The organism is Phreatobacter sp. (assembly GCF_030691135.1).
Lineage (GTDB): Bacteria > Pseudomonadota > Alphaproteobacteria > Rhizobiales > Phreatobacteraceae > Phreatobacter.
In genome coordinates, this window is sequence record NZ_JAUYFA010000103.1 from 24,474 (window position 1) to 40,637 (window position 16,164).

Here is a 16,164-nt window from a genome sequence, read left to right on the forward strand (position 1 = left end):
ATGGACGTGTCGCGCGCCCGTCCCTTGCTCCGACGGACGCATTGGGGCAGGTTCCGCCGCACCCACCCCATCCGCCCGAGGTTCAAGATGTCCACCATTGCCGCCCGTCTCGCCGAACTCGGGATCGTCCTGCCGAACCCCGTCGCGCCGATCGCCAATTACGTGCCCTTCGTGCGGTCGGGTGCGATGCTCGTCGTCTCCGGCCAGATTTCGCTCGGCCCCGACGGGCTGATGGCCGGCAAGCTCGGGGGCGGCGTCTCCATCGAAGAGGGGCAGAAGGCGGCGCGGCAGTGCGCCCTCAACGTCATCGCCCAGATCCAGTCCGCGGTCGGCAATCTCGACAACGTCATCCGCATCGTCCGGCTCGGCGGCTTCATCAACTGCACGCCGGATTTCGTCGACGCGCCGAAGGTCATGAACGGCGCGTCCGACCTGATGGTCGAGGTGTTCGGCGACAAGGGACGCCACGCCCGTTCGACGATCGGCGTCGCGGCCCTGCCCGCCAATGCCGCAGTCGAGGTCGAGGCGATGGTCGAGATCGCCTGATGGCGGGCCGCAGCGACATCGGCTGGCTGACCGCGCGGCCCATCGCCCATCGCGGGCTGCACGGTCTCGCACCCGGCGTCATCGAGAACTGCCCGCGCGCCTTCGCGGCGGCGATCGCCGGTGCCTATGCGATCGAATGCGACGTGCAGCCGACGGCGGACGGCGATGCGATCGTCTTCCACGACGCCACGCTCGACCGCCTGACGCAGGCGACGGGCCGGGTCGATGCACATGATGCTGCGGCGCTGAAGCGCCTCGCCTTCAAGACGACCGACGACCGGATGATGACCCTCGCCGAGCTCTTCGCGCTGGTCGCCGGCCAGGTGCCGCTGGTGGTGGAGATCAAGTCGGATTTCGACGGCAAGCTCGCCCTCACCCGGCGGGTCGCAGGCCTAGCGGCAGCTTATGCCGGCCCGGTGGCACTGATGTCCTTCGATCCCGAGCCGATCGCCTGGCTGAAGGCCAACGCGCCCGATCTCGTCCGCGGGATCGTCGCGGAATCGCACTATGCCGGCGCCTACTGGGCGGGCCTGCCGCCGGCCGTGCGTGCCGAACTGGCGACTTTCGCGCATATGGAGCGGACCGATCCCGATTTCCTCTCCTGGCGGGTTGCCGACCTTCCGAGCGTCGCCACCGAACGCTATCGCGGCTCGCTGAAGCGGCCCGTCATCTGCTGGACCGTCCGGACGGATGACGAGCGTTTGATCGCCGCCCGCCATGCGGATCAGGTGACCTTCGAGGGCTATCTCGCCTAAGCTCCCGTCCATGAGTTCCACGCCCTTCACGCTCCGCGTCGCGACCAGCGTCGCGGACATCCCGTCCGCCGTGTGGAACGCCTGCGCCGCCGAGACATCGGGCAGCGTCGATCCGTTCCTCGACCATGCCTTCTTCCTCAGCCTTGAGGAGTCGCGTTCCGCCGTGCGCGAGACCGGCTGGCTCGGTCATCACCTGATCCTCGAGCGCGACGACGTGGTGGCGGCGATCATGCCCTGCTACCTGAAGAGCCATTCGCGCGGCGAATATGTCTTCGACGGCGGCTGGGCCGATGCCTATGAGCGCGCCGGCGGGCGCTACTACCCCAAGCTTCAGGCGAGCGTCCCCTTCACGCCCGCGACCGGTCGGCGCCTCCTGGTGCGCCCGGGACCCGAGGCCGATCTCGCCCGCACCGCCCTCGTCCAGGGCGCCGCCCAGGTCGCCGTGCAGGCGGGCGTCTCCTCGCTCCACGTCACCTTCTGCCGGCAGGACGAATGGGAGCTGATGGCTGCGGCCGGCTATCTGCAGCGCAACGACACACAGTTCCATTTCGAGAACGAAGGCTATGCCGGCTTCGACGACTTTCTCGCCGCCCTTTCCTCGCGCAAACGCAAGGTGATCCGGCGCGAGAGGCGCGAGGCACTGGAGGGTCGCGGCATCACCATCCGCTGGCTGACCGGCGCCGATCTGACCGAGGCGGTCTGGGACCGGTTCTACGAGTTCTACATGGATACCGGCTCGCGCAAATGGGGCCGGCCCTACCTGACCCGCGCGTTCTACTCGCTGATCGGCGCGCGGATGGCCGACCGCATCCTGCTGGTCATGGCCGAACGGGATGGACGCTACATCGCCGGCGCGATCAATTTCATCGCCGAAGAGGTGCTCTACGGGCGCCACTGGGGAGCGGTCGAGGAGCATCCCTTCCTGCATTTCGAAGTCTGCTACTATCAGGCCATCGACTATGCGATCGCCCATGGCCTGAAGCGGGTCGAGGCCGGCGCCCAGGGCGAACACAAGCTGGCGCGCGGCTACAGGCCGGTGAAAACCCATTCGGCCCATTTCATCGCCGATCGCGGCTTGCGCCGGGCCGTGGACGATTATCTCGCCCGCGAACGCAGCTATATCGCCGAGGCCATCGATGAGCTCGGCACGATGACGCCGTTCCGACGCGATGCCATGGAAGAGCAGGACTGAGGCGGGCAGGATTCGCCGGGCAGGCTCACAGGTCGAGGCCGCCGAGCCCTTCGCCGATGTTTCCCACCACGTCGGCGACGCCGGAGGCGATCGATCCGGCGGTCTCGATCGCGCCCGACGCGATGGCGCCGCCGGTCTCGAAGGCGCTCGACGTCAATGTGCCTGCCGTCTCGGTGACGGTAGCGGCGGCAGATGCCGTAGCCTGCCCGACCGATGTCGCCGCGCTGCCGACGACGTCAATGACTGTCGCGGCGATATCGAACCATCCGCCGGCGTCGGAAGCCGGCTGATCGGCCTTCTTCTGCTCGGCGTCCTGCGCGTTGGTCAGCGCACCGGCGCTCGTCGCCGCGGACTGGGGATCAATCGCCATGATGGTCTCCTGCGAAACCCAGAGGGTGGAGCAGCGCGCCGCCCGTGCGAGATCGCCGCGACGACGTGCGTGCGTCCTCATCAGTCTCGCCGGGCCCTGTTTCCGTCCGATGGCGGCCCGTTGTGCGCAATGTGACGCGATGGCTGTTCATGCCGCATTGTGAACGCCGCCTAAACCCGCCGATATCGGCAGTTCAGGTCGCGGGGACCAGGATGCTGTTCGAACCGGTCGAGACGGTTCGAACAGGTCCACAAGGAGAAGGTCCCATGATGCATCGCCGCTCGTTCTTCGCCGCCCTCGCAGCAGGCGTCGCCGCCACCACGCTCGCCGCCGCCGCCCAGGCTGCTCCGCTCGCCGATATGGTGACGGCTTCGGTTGCGCCGGAAGCAGCCGCCGCCCTCCCCGGTGTCGGCGAGCCGGTCGAAATGCGCCGCCGCGCCCACCGCCGCGTCCGCCGTGTGGTGCGTCGTCCGCGCCGCCGGGCCCGCCGCGTCATTCGCCGCGCCCGTCGCCGGAGCTGACCGCCGTCCAGTCGCCCGGCGACACGACCACCGTCGCCGGGCGTCGACATTCAGAAACAGTCGCCTGACAATTCTGGAAACGAAGCGAGTTGACGTATCGTCAATCGCGCGCACCGCTCCAAACCGTTGCGCAGTGACACTTTGCCAGGAGGATTGACCATGATTCACCGTCGTACGTTCTTCGCTGCGGCCGCAGGGGCCGTCGCGGTCGCCGCCGCCGGCAGCGCCGCGCAGGCCGCTCCAGTTGCTGCCACGGCCGCTGCCGCGGTGGCGCCCGCCGCCGGGCAGCCCACCGAAATGCAGTATTACATCGTCCGCCGGCGTCGCCGCTTCGTCTACCGCCCGCGCCGCGTCTACTTCGTCCGCCGTCGCTTCGTGCGCCGCCGCTTCGTTCGGCGCTACTACTGGTGACCGGTCGCGCGGCTTGACGCCGCGCCTCGCGATTGCGACACCCTCGCGGACCGGTTCGCGAGGGTGTTTTCATGTCGTCCACCGCCTACGATCCCAACAACGTCTTCGCCAAGATCCTGCGTGGCGAGATGCCGGCCCAGAAGGTCTACGAGACCGACAAGGTGCTGGCCTTCATGGACATCATGCCGCGCGCCGACGGCCACGTGCTGGTGATCCCCAAGACGGCGGCCCGCAACATCCTCGACATCCATCCCGACGATCTCGCCGATCTCTCCCGCGCCGTGCAGTTCGTCGCCAAGGGCGTGAAGCGCGCCATGGCGGCCGACGGACTGACCATCCAGCAGTTCAACGAGAGCGCCGGCGGACAGGTGGTCTTCCACATCCATGTCCACGTGCTGCCGCGCTGGACGGGTGTCGCGCTCCGGCCGCATACCGGCGCGATGGAGAATGCCGAAGTGCTGGCCACCCATGCCGCCACCATCCGGGCGGCGCTGGAGGCCATGCAGGCGGGCGGGTGATTATCTCAGCCCCAGCCACATGGCGCCGCCGACGATGACGAGTTCGGCGGCGAGCACCCCGAACAGGACCGAGCGACGGCCGATCCAGTAGACCGCCACCCCGGCCACAAAGGCCCCGATCCGCCAGCCGAGCGGCAGCGTCGCAAGGGCGCCGGCGGGAAAGAAGGCGAGCTTGGCGACGACGGCGGCGAGCGTCGCCGTGGCCACCGCCCGCACCCAGATCAGGATCTCGGAGTTCTCGTCGAGGCCGCGGCCGACGACCAGCGCCATCCAGCGCCAGATCTCGCTCGGCAGGAAGCCGACGAGGATGAGGGCGATATAGGGCGTGAGATCCGAGCCGAAGAGGGTCAAGCGGCGTCCCTCGCCCGCTTGAGCCGGGCGAGCCCATAGGCGAGCGTTCCGCCGCCCAGACCGGCATAGAGCAGTTCGAGTCCGTCACCCGCCAGCGCTCCCAGCAGCAGGCCGAAGAAGCCGAAGCCGATGGCGAGCTGGTCGGAGAGCACGCGGGCCGTGGCGAAGAGTGACAGCAGGAAGAAGATCGGCGTCAGGAACAGCAGCCCGGCCGCGAAGGCGTGCGGGATGATCCCGGCCAGGCCATAGCCGACGACCGTCGCCGTGGTCGCGGAGGCGAGCAGGCCGGTGCCGAGACCGAGGAAGAAGGGGACGCGGCCCTCGCCGTCGATCTGGGGCAGCAGGCGCAAGCTCTCCACCCAGATCGAGATGGCGACCAGATGCGCGCAGACGATCGCCATGACGGGATGGCGGTTCTGCAGCCTCAGATAGGGCAGCAACGAGACGACCATCGGCAGCAGACGGACGGAGGAAAGCCCGACGGTGAGGGCGATCGCGAGCCAGGACGCTCCCGAGCCGAGACCACCGACGAGGATGAGATGGGCCGGACCGGCCCAGATCAGGACGGTGGCGAGGACCGCCCAGGCGAGCGGCATGCCGTAATCGGCGCAGACCGACCCGATGCCGATGAAGGTGGCGGCGAGGATAACGGCTGGAAGCGCCACGGCCGCGCGCAGCCCGCGGCGGTAATAGGCGCCCTGGGTCAGCGGTGGCGAAAGGGCGCGTTCAGGGTCCATCAGGCATCGATCACTCGACCAGACGCCGGCTCATGGCAAGAGCGATGACGCATGCGGGGCATTCACCCTGCCGAACGACAGAGCCCGGCGCGGTCGATGGGACCAGGCCGGGCTCCGGATGCGCCTGTGTGGCGGGTCAATCCGCCTTGAGCGGGACCTTCGGCACGGAACCGGACGGTCGCCGCGGCTCGGACGGCGCGGGAGCCCCGCCGCCGCCCTTCGGCTTGCGCTTCGCTTTCGACGCGGCGGCCTTCCTGGCCGCCGCGCGCTTGGCGATGCGCCGGACATCGGGCGCCACCGGTTCGGCCTTGGGGGTGACCGGGCCTGCCGGGTAGTCGAAGGAGAGAATCGGGAAGCCCTCCTCGTCCTTGGAGACGATGACCCTGACATGGCCGCCGTTCTTCAGGCGCCCGAAGAGAAGATCCTCGGCGAGCGGCTTCTTGACATATTCCTGGATGACGCGGGCCATCGGCCGCGCACCCATCTGCTCGTCATAGCCGCGCTCGATCAGCCATTCCTTGGCGTCGGGCGACAGCTCGATCGTCACCTGACGGTCGGCGAGCTGGGCCTCGAGCTGGAGGACGAACTTCTCGACGACGTTGCCGATGACTTCGCTGGAGAGGTGGCCGAAGGCGATGACGGCGTCGAGGCGGTTGCGGAATTCAGGCGCGAAGAGCCGGTTGATCGCTTCCGAATCGTCGCCGGTCCGCTTGTTGCGGGTGAAACCGATGGCCGGCTTGGCGAGATCGGCGGCGCCCGCATTGGTCGTCATGATCAGGATGACATTGCGGAAATCGACCTGCTTGCCGTTGTGATCGGTCAGCTTTCCGTGGTCCATGATCTGCAGCATGAAGTTGAAAAGGTCCGGAGGGCCCGTCTCGATCTCATCGAGCAGCAGCACGCAATAGGGGTTCTGGTCGACGCCGTCGGTGAGCAGGCCGCCCTGGTCGAAGCCGACATAGCCGGGCGGCGCGCCGATCAGCCGCGAGACCGTGTGCCGCTCCATGTATTCCGACATGTCGAAGCGCAGCAGCTGGATACCGAGAACCTTCGAGAGCTGCTTGGCGACCTCGGTCTTGCCGACGCCGGTCGGGCCGGAGAAGAGATAATTGCCGATCGGCTTTTCCGGCTCGCGCAGGCCGGCGCGGGCGAGCTTGATCGAGGCCGAGAGCGCGTCGATCGCCTTGTCTTGGCCATAGACCACCCGCTTGAGGGTCGTCTCGATGTTGCGCAGAACCTCGGCGTCGTCCTTCGAGACGGTCTTCGGCGGAATGCGCGCCATGGTGGCGATCGTCGCCTCGATCTCCTTGATGCCGATCGTCTTCTTGCGCTTGTTCTCGGGCACCAGCATCTGGGCCGCGCCGCTCTCGTCGATCACGTCGATCGCCTTGTCCGGCAGCTTGCGGTCGTGGATGTAGCGCGCCGACAGTTCCACCGCCGCCTTGATGGCCTCGTTGGTGTAGCGCAGCTTGTGATAGGTCTCGAAGGTGGTTTTCAGGCCCTTCAGGATCTCGATGGAATCCTCCACCGTCGGCTCGCTGACGTCGATCTTCTGGAAGCGCCGGACGAGCGCCCGGTCCTTCTCGAAATACTGACGGTATTCCTTGTAGGTGGTCGAGCCGATGCAGCGCAGCGTGCCCTGCGCGAGGGCCGGCTTCAGCAGGTTGGAGGCGTCCATAGCCCCGCCCGACGTGGCGCCGGCGCCGATCACAGTATGGATCTCGTCGATGAACATGATGGCGTTGGGGTGGGCCTCCACCTCCTTGATCACCTGCTTCAGCCGCTCTTCGAAATCGCCGCGATAGCGGGTGCCGGCAAGCAGCGTGCCCATATCCAGCGAGAAGACGGTCGCGTCCTTCAGGACCTCCGGCACGTCGTTCTCGACAATGCGCTTGGCGAGACCCTCTGCGATGGCGGTCTTGCCAACGCCGGGGTCGCCGACGAGCAGCGGATTGTTCTTCTGGCGGCGGCAGAGCACCTGGATGGTGCGGCTGATCTCGTTGTCCCGACCGATCAGCGGGTCGATACGGCCTTCCCGCGCCTTCTTGTTGAGGTTGACGCAGTAGGTGTCGAGGGCGTCACCCTTCTTCTTGTCGCCGTCGGTTGCCTTTTCCTTGGCCTCTTCCGGCTCGTCGGCGCCCTTCGGCGCCCGCGCCTCGGACAGCCCCGCCCGCTTGGCGATACCGTGGCTGATGTAGTTGACCGCGTCGTAGCGGGTCATGTCCTGCTCCTGCAGGAAATAGGCGGCGTGGCTCTCGCGCTCGGCGAAGATCGCGACCAGCACGTTGGCACCGGTCACCTCCTCGCGGCCGGAGGACTGGACGTGGATGACGGCGCGCTGGATGACGCGCTGGAAGCCGGCGGTGGGCTTGGAATCCTCCGACCCATCGGTGATGAGATTTTCGAGCTCGGCGTCGACATAGCCGACGAGGCTCTTCTTCAGCTTCTCGAGGTCGACGCTGCAAGCCTTCATCACCGCCGCGGCGTCCTGATCGTCGACCAGGGCGAGCAGGAGATGCTCGAGAGTCGCATATTCGTGGCGACGCTCGTTGGCGAGCGCGAGAGCCCGATGAAGCGACTGTTCAAGGCTGCGGGAGAATGAAGGCAAAGGAACCTCGTCAACTTTCGCTGTGCGCCGAAGCGCCCAAGAGTGCCGGAAAACCGGCGCTCACAAAACTCATTTCTTTTCCATCACGCATTGCAGCGGATGCTGGTTCTTGCGAGCGAAGTCCATGACCTGGGTCACTTTGGTCTCCGCCACCTCGTAGGTGTAGACGCCGCATTCGCCGACGCCGTGCTGGTGCACGTGGAGCATGATGCGCGTCGCGTCGTCGGTGCTCTTGTTGAAGAATTTCTGCAGGATGTGCACGACGAACTCCATCGGCGTGTAGTCGTCGTTCAGCAGCAGAACCCGGTAGAGGCTCGGCTTTTTGGTCTGCGGGCGCGTCTTGGCGATGACCGAGGTGCCCGGCCCGCCGGGGTCCTGATCGCGCTCGTCGCGTTTTCCGGCCATCGCGACGGTGGCGGCGCCTTGCGAGACCACCCCCGTCATGCCCCTGCCCGCTCTTGCGTCTCGTGTCATTGTCGTGAATTCGTGCCGCATTGACGCCACGCCTGAATAGCCGGTTCGATCCATGTCCATTCCATGGCGGATATGGACGCCTGCACTGCGGGAATCATGCCGAGCCATACCGCTGGAGGCTAGCCCCAAAATAGGCGCGCGGGCACGGTCTTGCCAGTGGTGGTGGACAAAGCCCTGACGATCCCACCGACGCCGCCGTCCCGACGGCCTCAGGCCGCCCTGATCTGATAAAGGCACCTTCACGCCGCCTTCTTGGTTTCGGCAATCTTGACGAGGTTGCGCAGGATGACGGCCGTACCCTTGAGGCGATCGTCGGCCCGCGGCCAGTCGCGGATGAAGACGATCTTCTGGTCCGGCCGGACCTTGGCCAGCGATCCCTGTTCGCCGATATAGCGGACCAGACCCGCCGGATTGGCAAATTTCTGGTCGCGGAAAGCCATCACTATGCCGCGCGGTCCGGTATCGACCTTCTCGACATTGGCGCGGCGGCAATAGGCCTTGATGACCGCGACCTTGATCAGATGCTCGACTTCCGGCGGCAGCGGCCCGAAGCGGTCGATCATCTCGGCGGCGAAGGCGTCGATCGCCTCGTCGGTGTCGAGGTCGCCGAGGCGCCGGTAGAGCGACAATCGCAGCCCGAGGTCTTCCACATAGGTCTCGGGAATGAGAATGGGCGTGCCGACCGTGATCTGCGGCGACCACTTGTCCTCGACGATCTCATCGACGAGGCCGGCCTTCATCATCGACACCGCCTCTTCCAGCATCTGCTGGTAGAGTTCGTAGCCGACCTCGCGGATATGGCCGGACTGTTCGTCGCCAAGGAGATTGCCGGCGCCGCGGATGTCGAGGTCGTGCGAGGCGAGCTGGAATCCCGCCCCGAGCGTGTCCAGCGACTGCAGCACCTTCAGGCGCCGCTCGGCCTGCGGCGTCACCGGCTTCTTCTCGGGCAGCGTGAACAGGGCATAGGCGCGGGTCTTCGCCCGGCCGACGCGGCCGCGCAGCTGGTAGAGCTGGGCGAGGCCGAACATGTCGGCACGCCAGACGATCAGCGTGTTGGCACGCGGGATGTCGAGGCCGGATTCGACGATCGTGGTGGAGAGCAGGATGTCGACCTTGCCGTCGTAGAAGGCGCCGATCCGGTCTTCGAGGTCGCCGGCAGCCATCTGGCCATGGGCAACGATGAATTTCGCCTCGGGCACATGTTCGCGCAGGAAGGCCTCGGCTTCGGCGAGGTCCTCGATCCGCGGGCAGACGAAGAAGGCCTGACCGCCGCGGTAGCGCTCGCGCAGCAGCGCCTCGCGAATGATGAGCGGATCGAAGGGCGTCACGAAGGAGCGCACCGCCAGGCGGTCGACCGGCGGTGTCGCGATGATCGACAGGTCGCGCACGCCGGTCATGGCGAGTTGCAGGGTGCGCGGGATCGGCGTCGCGGTCAGGGTCAGGACATGGACCTCGGCGCGCAGTTCCTTGAGCCGCTCCTTGTGGCCCACGCCGAAATGCTGCTCCTCGTCGACGATGACGAGGCCGAGATCCTTGAAAGCGATCGCCTTGCCGAGCAGCGCGTGGGTGCCGACGACGATGTCCACAGTGCCGTCGGTCAGGCCCTTCTTGGCGGCGGCGAGATCGGCTGCACCGACCATGCGCGAGGCCTGGGCCACGGTCACAGGCAGACCCTTGAAGCGCTCGGCAAAGGTCTTGAAGTGCTGGCGGGCGAGCAGCGTCGTCGGCACCACCACCGCGACCTGCTTGCCGCTCAGCACCGCGGCGAAGGCGGCCCTCAGCGCCACCTCGGTCTTGCCGAAGCCGACATCGCCGCAGACGAGACGGTCCATCGGGCGTCCCGACCCCATGTCCTCGAGCACGGCGTCGATGGCGCCCGCCTGATCCTCGGTCTCCTCGTAGGGGAAACGGGCGGCGAATTCGTCATAGGCACCGTCCGGCGGCACCAGTTTGGGCGCCTCGCGCAGCGCCCGGGCAGCGGCGATCTTGATGAGGCCGGCGGCCATTTCGAGGATGCGCTTCTTGAGGCGCGCCTTGCGCGACTGCCAGGCACCGCCGCCGAGCCGGTCGAGCTGCGCCTCGGCATCCTCGGACCCGTAGCGGGTCAGGAGCTCGATGTTCTCCACGGGCAGGAATAGCTTGTCGCCGCCGGCATAGTGGAGCTCGACACAGTCGTGCGGCGCACCGGCCGCGGACACCGTCTTCAGGCCGATGAAGCGCCCGATGCCGTGGTCGACATGCACGACGAGGTCACCGGCCGACAGGCTGGTCACGTCGGAGAGGAAATCCTGCGCCCGCCTGCGGCGCTTCTGGGCGCGGACGAGACGGTCACCGAGAATGTCCTGCTCGCCGATGACGACGAGATCCGGCGTCTCGAACCCCTCCTCGACGCCGAGCACGGCAAGCGCGATCTCGTCGCCGCGCAACGCCTGTGCCGACGACCAACTGGCGACCGGCCGCAGGGCCTTCAGGCCGTGATCCTCGAGAATGGGCTGCAGGCGCTCGCGCGAGCCTTCCGACCAGGCGGCGACGAGGACGCGCTTCTTGTCCTTGCGCAGCGACGCCACATGGGCCGCGACGGCGTCGAAGACATTGGCGTTCTCGTCGGCCCGCTCGGCGGCGAAGGAGCGGCCGCGCCGGCCCTCGAGATCGATCATCGCCCCGTCGGAGGCGCCGGCGAGTGCGAAGGGCGAGAGCTTGACCACCGCCTCGCCGCCGCGCTGGCGGTCCCAGTCCTGCGCCGTCAGATAGAGTGCGTCAGGGGGCAGCGGCTTGTAGGAAGCGCTGGAATCCTGTTCCAGCGCGGATCTGCGGGCGTCGTAATAGTCGGCGATCGTCGTCAGACGTTCGCGGGCGGCCTCCTCGACCTGGGCGTCGAGGACGATTCCTGAATCGGGCAGGTAGTCGAAGAGCGTGTCGAGGCGGTCGTGGAATAGCGGCAGCCAGTGCTCGACACCGGGATGGCGGCGGCCTTCCGACACCGCCTCGTAGAGCGCGTCGCCCTTGGTCGAGCCGCCGAAGGCGCGGACATAGGACAGGCGGAACTTTACCATGGTCTCGGTGGTGATCTGCATTTCCGCCGTCGGCACGAGATCGAGGCGCCGCAGGTTGCCGGTGGTGCGCTGGGTTTCGGGATCGAATGAGCGGATCGATTCCAGCGTGTCGCCGAAGAAATCGAGGCGGATCGGTGCATCGAGACCCGGCGCGAAGAGATCGAGGATGCCGCCGCGCACCGCATATTCACCGATCTCGCGCACGGTCGAGGTGCGCAGATAGCCGTTGGTCTTCAGCCAGACCTGCAGGTCGGCCATGGCGATGACGTTGCCGGGCGCCGCCGACAGCGACTGTTTTGCCAGGACCGCGCGCGCCGGCACGCGCTGCAGCGCCGCGTTGACCGTTGTCAGGACGATGGCGGGGGTCGCGCGGCCGGTCGTGCGCGCGAGGCGCGACAGCGTCAGCATCCGCCGCGCCATGACCGCGCCATTCGGCGAGGCGCGATCATAGGGCTGGCAATCCCAGGCGGGGACAGAGAGTATCTCGATACCGGGAGCGAAGAAGGCGAGCGCCGTCTCCATCGCCTGCATGCGCGGGCCGTCGTGACAGATCACCAGGAGTTCCGGCGAGGCCTGGTTGCCCTTGGCGTGGAGCTGGCGGGCGAGGTCGGAGATGACGAGCGCGTCATAGCCCGGCGGGACGCCGGCGAGCGTAAGGCGGCCGCGCGAGGCGACGACGTCGGCAGGCGAACGACCGCTCGCTGTAGGAGATTTGGCCATCAGCCGACCCAGGCTCCTCGGCCCTCGGAATGGAAGGTCTTGAGGGCGCGGAAGACGCTGGTGTCGTAATTGCCGGGCGTATCGGCCTTGTCGGTGACCCAGGCGAAAAGATCGCGGTCAGGCACTTCGATCAGCCGCTCGAAATCGTCGAGCTCGGCCTCGGTGAAATCGCCGATATGGACGTCGGCGAAACGGCCCATGATCAGGTCCATCTCGCGCGTGCCGCGGTGCCAGGACCGGAAGAGGATCTTCCGGCGGCGCGGATCGAGATCGGCGGAGGAACGGGTGGTTCCGGTCATCGACAGGGCCTCGTATCGGGTTGCAGCGCTTCTACGCTCCGCAGGCGGGCCCGGAGCAGGCGCGAATGCAGGGCAGCTAACGGCAAAAGCCGGGCAGGCCCTTTCGGACGAAACCCGGTGCAGCGCACCCCTAGCAAAGGCGGCGAGCGATTTACAAGCCGCGCGGCGCCACGGCCTGTCAGCAAAGGCCGCCGCAGACTAGATTGCCGCGATGCGTCCCGCCCGACTCGATCCCCTCTTTGCGCCGCTGACGACCCTCAAAGGTGTCGGCGCCAAGCTCGAAGGCCTCTATGCGAAGCTTCTCGCCGTGGAGGGGCCGCCGCGCGTCGTCGATCTCCTGTTCCACGTGCCGAGCGGCCTGATCGACCGCCGCGCCCGCCCGACGCTGGCGGAAGCCGTGCCGGGCGCCATCGTGACCCTCGCCGTGCTCGTCGAGAAGCACCGCCCGGCCCCACCGGGAAAGTCGCGCGCGCCCTACAAGGTGCTGGTCTCCGACGAGACCGGCGACCTGACGCTGATCTGGTTCAACGCCCATCGCAGCCGCATCGAGCAGATGTGCCCGGTCGGCGAGACGCGGATCGTCTCCGGCCGGATCGAGCTCTTTGACGGGATACGGCAGATGGTGCACCCCGACCGGGTGCTGGCGCCTGACCAGGCGGCGCTGATGCCGCTGATGGAGCCGGTCTATCCGCTCACCGAGGGGCTGGGATCCGGCCATGTCAGGCGCGCCGCCGAGGCGGCCCTTGCCCGCCTGCCGGCGCTGTCGGAATGGCTGGACGCGCGGCTGCTCGCGCGCGAGGGCTGGCAGGATTTCGCCACCGCCCTGCGCCGGGTGCATCAGCCGGACAGCCCCGAGACCTTCGCGCCGGATGGCCCGGCGCGCTCGCGGCTCGCCTATGACGAACTCCTCGCCAACCAGCTCGCCCTCGGGCTGGTGCGCGCCAACCTGAAACGCCCCGCCGGACGGCGCAACGTCGGCGACGGGTCGTTGCGCGCGGGGATCGTCGGCGCCCTGCCCTTCACGCTGACGGGATCGCAGACGACGGCCATTGCCGAAATCGCCGCCGACATGAGCGCACCGACACGGATGCTGCGGCTGCTGCAGGGCGATGTCGGCTCGGGCAAGACCGTCGTGGCGCTGATGGCCATGGCGGCCGCGGCGGAGGCCGGTCGGCAGTCCGCCCTGATGGCGCCGACAGAGCTGCTGGCCCGCCAGCATGCGCGGACCCTGACGCCGCTTGCCGCCGCGGCGGGCCTCAGAGTCGCCATCCTCACCGGCCGGGAAAAGGGTCGCGAGCGCGAGGAGATCCTCGCCAGCCTCGCATCGGGGGCGATCCACATCGTCGTCGGCACCCATGCGCTGTTCCAGGACCATGTCCGGTTCGCCGATCTCGGTCTCGCCGTGATCGACGAGCAGCACCGGTTCGGCGTGCAGCAGCGGCTGGCGCTGGCGGCCAAGGGCGAGGCGGTAGACCTTCTCGTGATGACGGCGACGCCGATTCCGCGGACACTCGTCCTGACCTATTTCGGCGACATGGAAGCCTCCCAGCTGAGAGAAAAGCCGGCCGGACGCAAGCCGGTCGACACGAGGGTCATCGGCATGGAGCGGCTCGCCGAGGTGGTGGACGGGATCGGCCGGGCGCTCGATGCGGGCCGGCAGGTCTACTGGGTCTGCCCGCTCGTCGCCGAGAACGAGGAGCCCGACGAGAACACACCGGACCTCGCCGCGGCGGAGGAACGATTCGCCATGCTGCAGGAGCGTTTCGGCGTGGCGGTCGACATCGTCCACGGCCAGATGAAGGGCGGCGACAAGGATGCCGCCATGGCCCGGTTCTCGGCAGGCGAGAGCCGGCTGCTGGTCGCGACCACGGTCATCGAGGTCGGGGTCGACGTGCCGGAAGCATCGATCATGGTGATCGACCATGCCGAACATTTCGGCCTCGCCCAGCTTCATCAGCTGCGCGGGCGGATCGGCCGCGGCGCGGCGGCATCGACCTGCATCCTGCTCTACCGGGGGCCGCTGGGTGAAACGGCGCGCCGTCGTCTCGACATCATGCGCGAGACCGAAGACGGATTTCGGATCGCCGAAGAGGATCTGACCCTGCGCGGCGAAGGCGATCTCCTCGGCACCAAGCAGTCGGGCATGCCCGGGTTCCGCCTGGCGCGGCTCGAGCACCACGGGCCCCTGCTGGAGACGGCCCGCAACGATGCCCGGCTGATGATCGAGACCGATCCGGACCTCGCTTCTCCCCGTGGCGCGGCGCTGCGTGATCTGCTTTACCTGTTCGGACGCAACGAGGCGATCCGCCTTATCAAGGCCGGCTGAACATGCTCGCCCGACCGCTCCGATTCCTGGTCTTTCTCGCCGGCTGCCTGTTCACGGTCATCGGCGTGATCGGCGTCTTCCTGCCGGGACTGCCGGGAACGGTGTTCCTGATCCTCGCGGCCTGGTGCTTTGCCCGCTCCTCGCCGCGCTTCGAATGGTGGATCCTCAACCATCCCCGCTTCGGCCCGCAGGTGCGGACCTGGCGCGAGCGCGGCGCCATCGCTCCGCGCTACAAGGTGATCGCGATCGTTTCCATGGGCCTGTCCTGGGGCCTCGTCTGGCTCACAGCCCCGGCGATCGGCATCGCGGTGTCGGGCATCGCCATCGGTGCGAGCGCCGTCTATGTCGGGACGAGACCCGACGCATGACGCCCGGTCCCGCCAAGCGCATCGTCTGTGCCGGCATCACCACGCTCGACATCATCTATGCGCTGGACGCCATTCCGACCGTCCCGCTGAAATTCCGCTCCAGCCACATGGTGACCTCGGGCGGCGGGCTCGCCGGCAATGCCGCCACCGCCTGTGCGAGGCTCGGCGCAGCCGTGACGCTGGTCGCGCGGTTGGGTGATGATCCTTTCGCCGCGATGATGATCGAGGAGCTGGAGCGCGACGGCGTCGACTGCGCGCTGGTGCGCCGTTGCCCGGGCTATCGCTCGCCGGTCTCGGCCGTGATCATCGACCGCCACGGCGAGCGGCTGGTGGTGAGCTATTCCGACCCCGACATCCCCTCGGATGCCAGCTGGATCGACGCGGGGGTTCTGCGCGGGGCGGATGCCGCCTATGCGGAAACACGCTGGATCGAGGCGGCGCTCGCGCTCCTGCCGCTGGCCCGCGCGGCGGGCCTGCCCTCCGTCCTCGACGCGGACCGGCGGCCGTCGCGCCCCGAGGTGCTGGGCCTTCCGACCCATGTGGGATTTTCCGCGCCGGCCCTGCGCGACCTGACGGGCATGGAGGATCTGGCGGCCGCACTCACCCATGCCTCCCGCAACGCCGCCAACGTCTTCCTCGTCACCGACGGCGATCGCGGCGCCTGGTACATGGACGGGGGATCGGTCCGACACGAGCCGGCCTTCCCTGTCCGGTCTGTCGATACGCTGGGCGCGGGTGATACATGGCACGGGGCTCTGGCCGTGGCGCTGGCGGAAGGCCAACCGCTCGCCTTGGCGGTACGCTTCGCCAATGCCGCGGCCGCACTGAAATGCACCGTGTTCGGCGGCCGCAAGGGCATGCCGCGCCGCGACCAGGTTGACGCGCTGCTGGCCGGGACCTGAAGATGTGGGATAA

Annotated in this window: 16 protein-coding genes; 9 read left to right on the top strand and 7 right to left on the bottom strand. The window is 67.8% G+C overall.

Annotated features, from left to right (window positions below; all coding sequences use genetic code 11):
• Positions 1–87 precede the first annotated feature (87 nt).
• Genes Q8O26_RS18790 through Q8O26_RS18800 form a run of 3 tightly spaced genes read left to right on the top strand, consistent with a single transcriptional unit; the run spans position 88 to position 2,493 of the window.
• Positions 88–546, top strand: a complete 459-nt coding sequence (locus Q8O26_RS18790; RefSeq protein ID WP_305578399.1) for a RidA family protein — start codon at positions 88–90, stop codon at positions 544–546.
• Positions 546–1,301 carry a glycerophosphodiester phosphodiesterase family protein gene (locus Q8O26_RS18795; RefSeq protein ID WP_305578401.1) on the top strand — a complete coding sequence of 252 codons (756 nt, stop codon included), beginning with the start codon at positions 546–548 and terminating at the stop codon, positions 1,299–1,301. Before Q8O26_RS18790 ends, Q8O26_RS18795 begins: the two co-directional genes overlap by 1 nt.
• A 10-nt stretch (positions 1,302–1,311) precedes the next feature.
• On the top strand, positions 1,312–2,493 hold the full coding sequence (locus Q8O26_RS18800) for a GNAT family N-acetyltransferase (protein WP_305578403.1): 1,182 nt from the start codon (positions 1,312–1,314) through the stop codon (positions 2,491–2,493).
• 25 nt (positions 2,494–2,518) lie between these two features.
• Here Q8O26_RS18800 and Q8O26_RS18805 read toward each other — a convergent pair whose 3' ends face one another.
• Entirely contained in the window at positions 2,519–2,863 is a 345-nt protein-coding gene (locus tag Q8O26_RS18805) for a hypothetical protein (RefSeq protein WP_305578405.1), read from the bottom strand.
• A gap of 266 nt (positions 2,864–3,129) precedes the next feature.
• On the opposite strand from Q8O26_RS18805, the gene Q8O26_RS18810 reads away from it, so the two are divergent.
• From Q8O26_RS18810 to Q8O26_RS18820, 3 genes are all read left to right on the top strand, one after another.
• Positions 3,130–3,384, top strand: a complete 255-nt coding sequence (locus Q8O26_RS18810; protein WP_305578407.1) for a hypothetical protein — start codon at positions 3,130–3,132, stop codon at positions 3,382–3,384.
• A 159-nt stretch (positions 3,385–3,543) separates the two neighbouring features.
• Complete coding sequence (locus Q8O26_RS18815) at positions 3,544–3,795, top strand: hypothetical protein (RefSeq protein ID WP_305578409.1); 252 nt, start codon at positions 3,544–3,546, stop codon at positions 3,793–3,795.
• Positions 3,796–3,866: 71 nt separating this feature from the next.
• Complete coding sequence (locus tag Q8O26_RS18820; RefSeq protein ID WP_305578411.1) at positions 3,867–4,313, top strand: HIT family protein; 447 nt, start codon at positions 3,867–3,869, stop codon at positions 4,311–4,313.
• Here Q8O26_RS18820 and Q8O26_RS18825 read toward each other — a convergent pair whose 3' ends face one another.
• The 6 genes from Q8O26_RS18825 to Q8O26_RS18850 all read right to left on the bottom strand — a co-directional run bounded on the left by Q8O26_RS18825 (position 4,314) and on the right by Q8O26_RS18850 (position 12,555).
• The gene (locus Q8O26_RS18825) at positions 4,314–4,664 is read right to left on the bottom strand and encodes an AzlD domain-containing protein (RefSeq protein ID WP_305578413.1); all 351 of its coding nucleotides are present in this window, start codon (positions 4,662–4,664) and stop codon (positions 4,314–4,316) included.
• Positions 4,661–5,401: an AzlC family ABC transporter permease gene (locus Q8O26_RS18830; protein WP_305578414.1), complete on the bottom strand. Its 741-nt coding sequence runs from the start codon at positions 5,399–5,401 to the stop codon at positions 4,661–4,663. Before Q8O26_RS18830 ends, Q8O26_RS18825 begins: the two co-directional genes overlap by 4 nt.
• A gap of 136 nt (positions 5,402–5,537) precedes the next feature.
• Positions 5,538–8,009, bottom strand: a complete 2,472-nt coding sequence (clpA, locus tag Q8O26_RS18835) for an ATP-dependent Clp protease ATP-binding subunit ClpA (RefSeq protein ID WP_305578416.1) — start codon at positions 8,007–8,009, stop codon at positions 5,538–5,540.
• Between the two features lie 69 nt (positions 8,010–8,078).
• A complete protein-coding gene (gene clpS, locus Q8O26_RS18840; protein WP_296578500.1) occupies positions 8,079–8,414 on the bottom strand; it encodes an ATP-dependent Clp protease adapter ClpS in 336 nt (111 codons plus the stop codon).
• A gap of 308 nt (positions 8,415–8,722) precedes the next feature.
• The gene (mfd, locus tag Q8O26_RS18845; protein WP_305578418.1) at positions 8,723–12,256 is read right to left on the bottom strand and encodes a transcription-repair coupling factor; all 3,534 of its coding nucleotides are present in this window, start codon (positions 12,254–12,256) and stop codon (positions 8,723–8,725) included.
• Positions 12,256–12,555: a succinate dehydrogenase assembly factor 2 gene (locus Q8O26_RS18850; protein ID WP_296578420.1), complete on the bottom strand. Its 300-nt coding sequence runs from the start codon at positions 12,553–12,555 to the stop codon at positions 12,256–12,258. Before Q8O26_RS18850 ends, mfd begins: the two co-directional genes overlap by 1 nt.
• Positions 12,556–12,766: 211 nt before the next feature.
• Between Q8O26_RS18850 and recG the strand changes: the two genes are divergently transcribed.
• From recG to Q8O26_RS18865, 3 genes are read left to right on the top strand one after another with little or no spacing between them, the layout of a single operon-like run.
• Positions 12,767–14,881, top strand: a complete 2,115-nt coding sequence (recG, locus tag Q8O26_RS18855) for an ATP-dependent DNA helicase RecG (RefSeq protein WP_305578422.1) — start codon at positions 12,767–12,769, stop codon at positions 14,879–14,881.
• 2 nt (positions 14,882–14,883) lie between these two features.
• Complete coding sequence (locus Q8O26_RS18860; RefSeq protein WP_305578424.1) at positions 14,884–15,249, top strand: YbaN family protein; 366 nt, start codon at positions 14,884–14,886, stop codon at positions 15,247–15,249.
• Positions 15,246–16,151 (top strand): PfkB family carbohydrate kinase, encoded by a 906-nt coding sequence (locus tag Q8O26_RS18865; protein WP_305578426.1) that lies wholly within the window; start codon positions 15,246–15,248, stop codon positions 16,149–16,151. The genes Q8O26_RS18860 and Q8O26_RS18865 overlap by 4 nt, the downstream gene beginning before the upstream one ends.
• Positions 16,152–16,164 lie beyond the last annotated feature (13 nt).

What these genes read in the sequence shown, in the direction of transcription:
- Q8O26_RS18860 (WP_305578424.1), top strand. Translation starts at nt 14,884, where the DNA reads ATGCTCGCCCGACCGCTCCGATTCCTGGTCTTTCTCGCCGGCTGCCTG.
- Q8O26_RS18790 (WP_305578399.1), top strand. Translation starts at nt 88, where the DNA reads ATGTCCACCATTGCCGCCCGTCTCGCCGAACTCGGGATCGTCCTGCCG.
- Q8O26_RS18810 (WP_305578407.1), top strand. Translation starts at nt 3,130, where the DNA reads ATGATGCATCGCCGCTCGTTCTTCGCCGCCCTCGCAGCAGGCGTCGCC.
- Q8O26_RS18830 (WP_305578414.1), bottom strand. Translation starts at nt 5,401, where the DNA reads ATGGACCCTGAACGCGCCCTTTCGCCACCGCTGACCCAGGGCGCCTAT.
- Q8O26_RS18850 (WP_296578420.1), bottom strand. Translation starts at nt 12,555, where the DNA reads ATGACCGGAACCACCCGTTCCTCCGCCGATCTCGATCCGCGCCGCCGG.
- clpS (WP_296578500.1), bottom strand. Translation starts at nt 8,414, where the DNA reads ATGGCCGGAAAACGCGACGAGCGCGATCAGGACCCCGGCGGGCCGGGC.
- Q8O26_RS18795 (WP_305578401.1), top strand. Translation starts at nt 546, where the DNA reads ATGGCGGGCCGCAGCGACATCGGCTGGCTGACCGCGCGGCCCATCGCC.
- Q8O26_RS18865 (WP_305578426.1), top strand. Translation starts at nt 15,246, where the DNA reads ATGACGCCCGGTCCCGCCAAGCGCATCGTCTGTGCCGGCATCACCACG.
- mfd (WP_305578418.1), bottom strand. Translation starts at nt 12,256, where the DNA reads ATGGCCAAATCTCCTACAGCGAGCGGTCGTTCGCCTGCCGACGTCGTC.
- Q8O26_RS18805 (WP_305578405.1), bottom strand. Translation starts at nt 2,863, where the DNA reads ATGGCGATTGATCCCCAGTCCGCGGCGACGAGCGCCGGTGCGCTGACC.
- recG (WP_305578422.1), top strand. Translation starts at nt 12,767, where the DNA reads ATGCGTCCCGCCCGACTCGATCCCCTCTTTGCGCCGCTGACGACCCTC.
- Q8O26_RS18800 (WP_305578403.1), top strand. Translation starts at nt 1,312, where the DNA reads ATGAGTTCCACGCCCTTCACGCTCCGCGTCGCGACCAGCGTCGCGGAC.
- Q8O26_RS18815 (WP_305578409.1), top strand. Translation starts at nt 3,544, where the DNA reads ATGATTCACCGTCGTACGTTCTTCGCTGCGGCCGCAGGGGCCGTCGCG.
- Q8O26_RS18820 (WP_305578411.1), top strand. Translation starts at nt 3,867, where the DNA reads ATGTCGTCCACCGCCTACGATCCCAACAACGTCTTCGCCAAGATCCTG.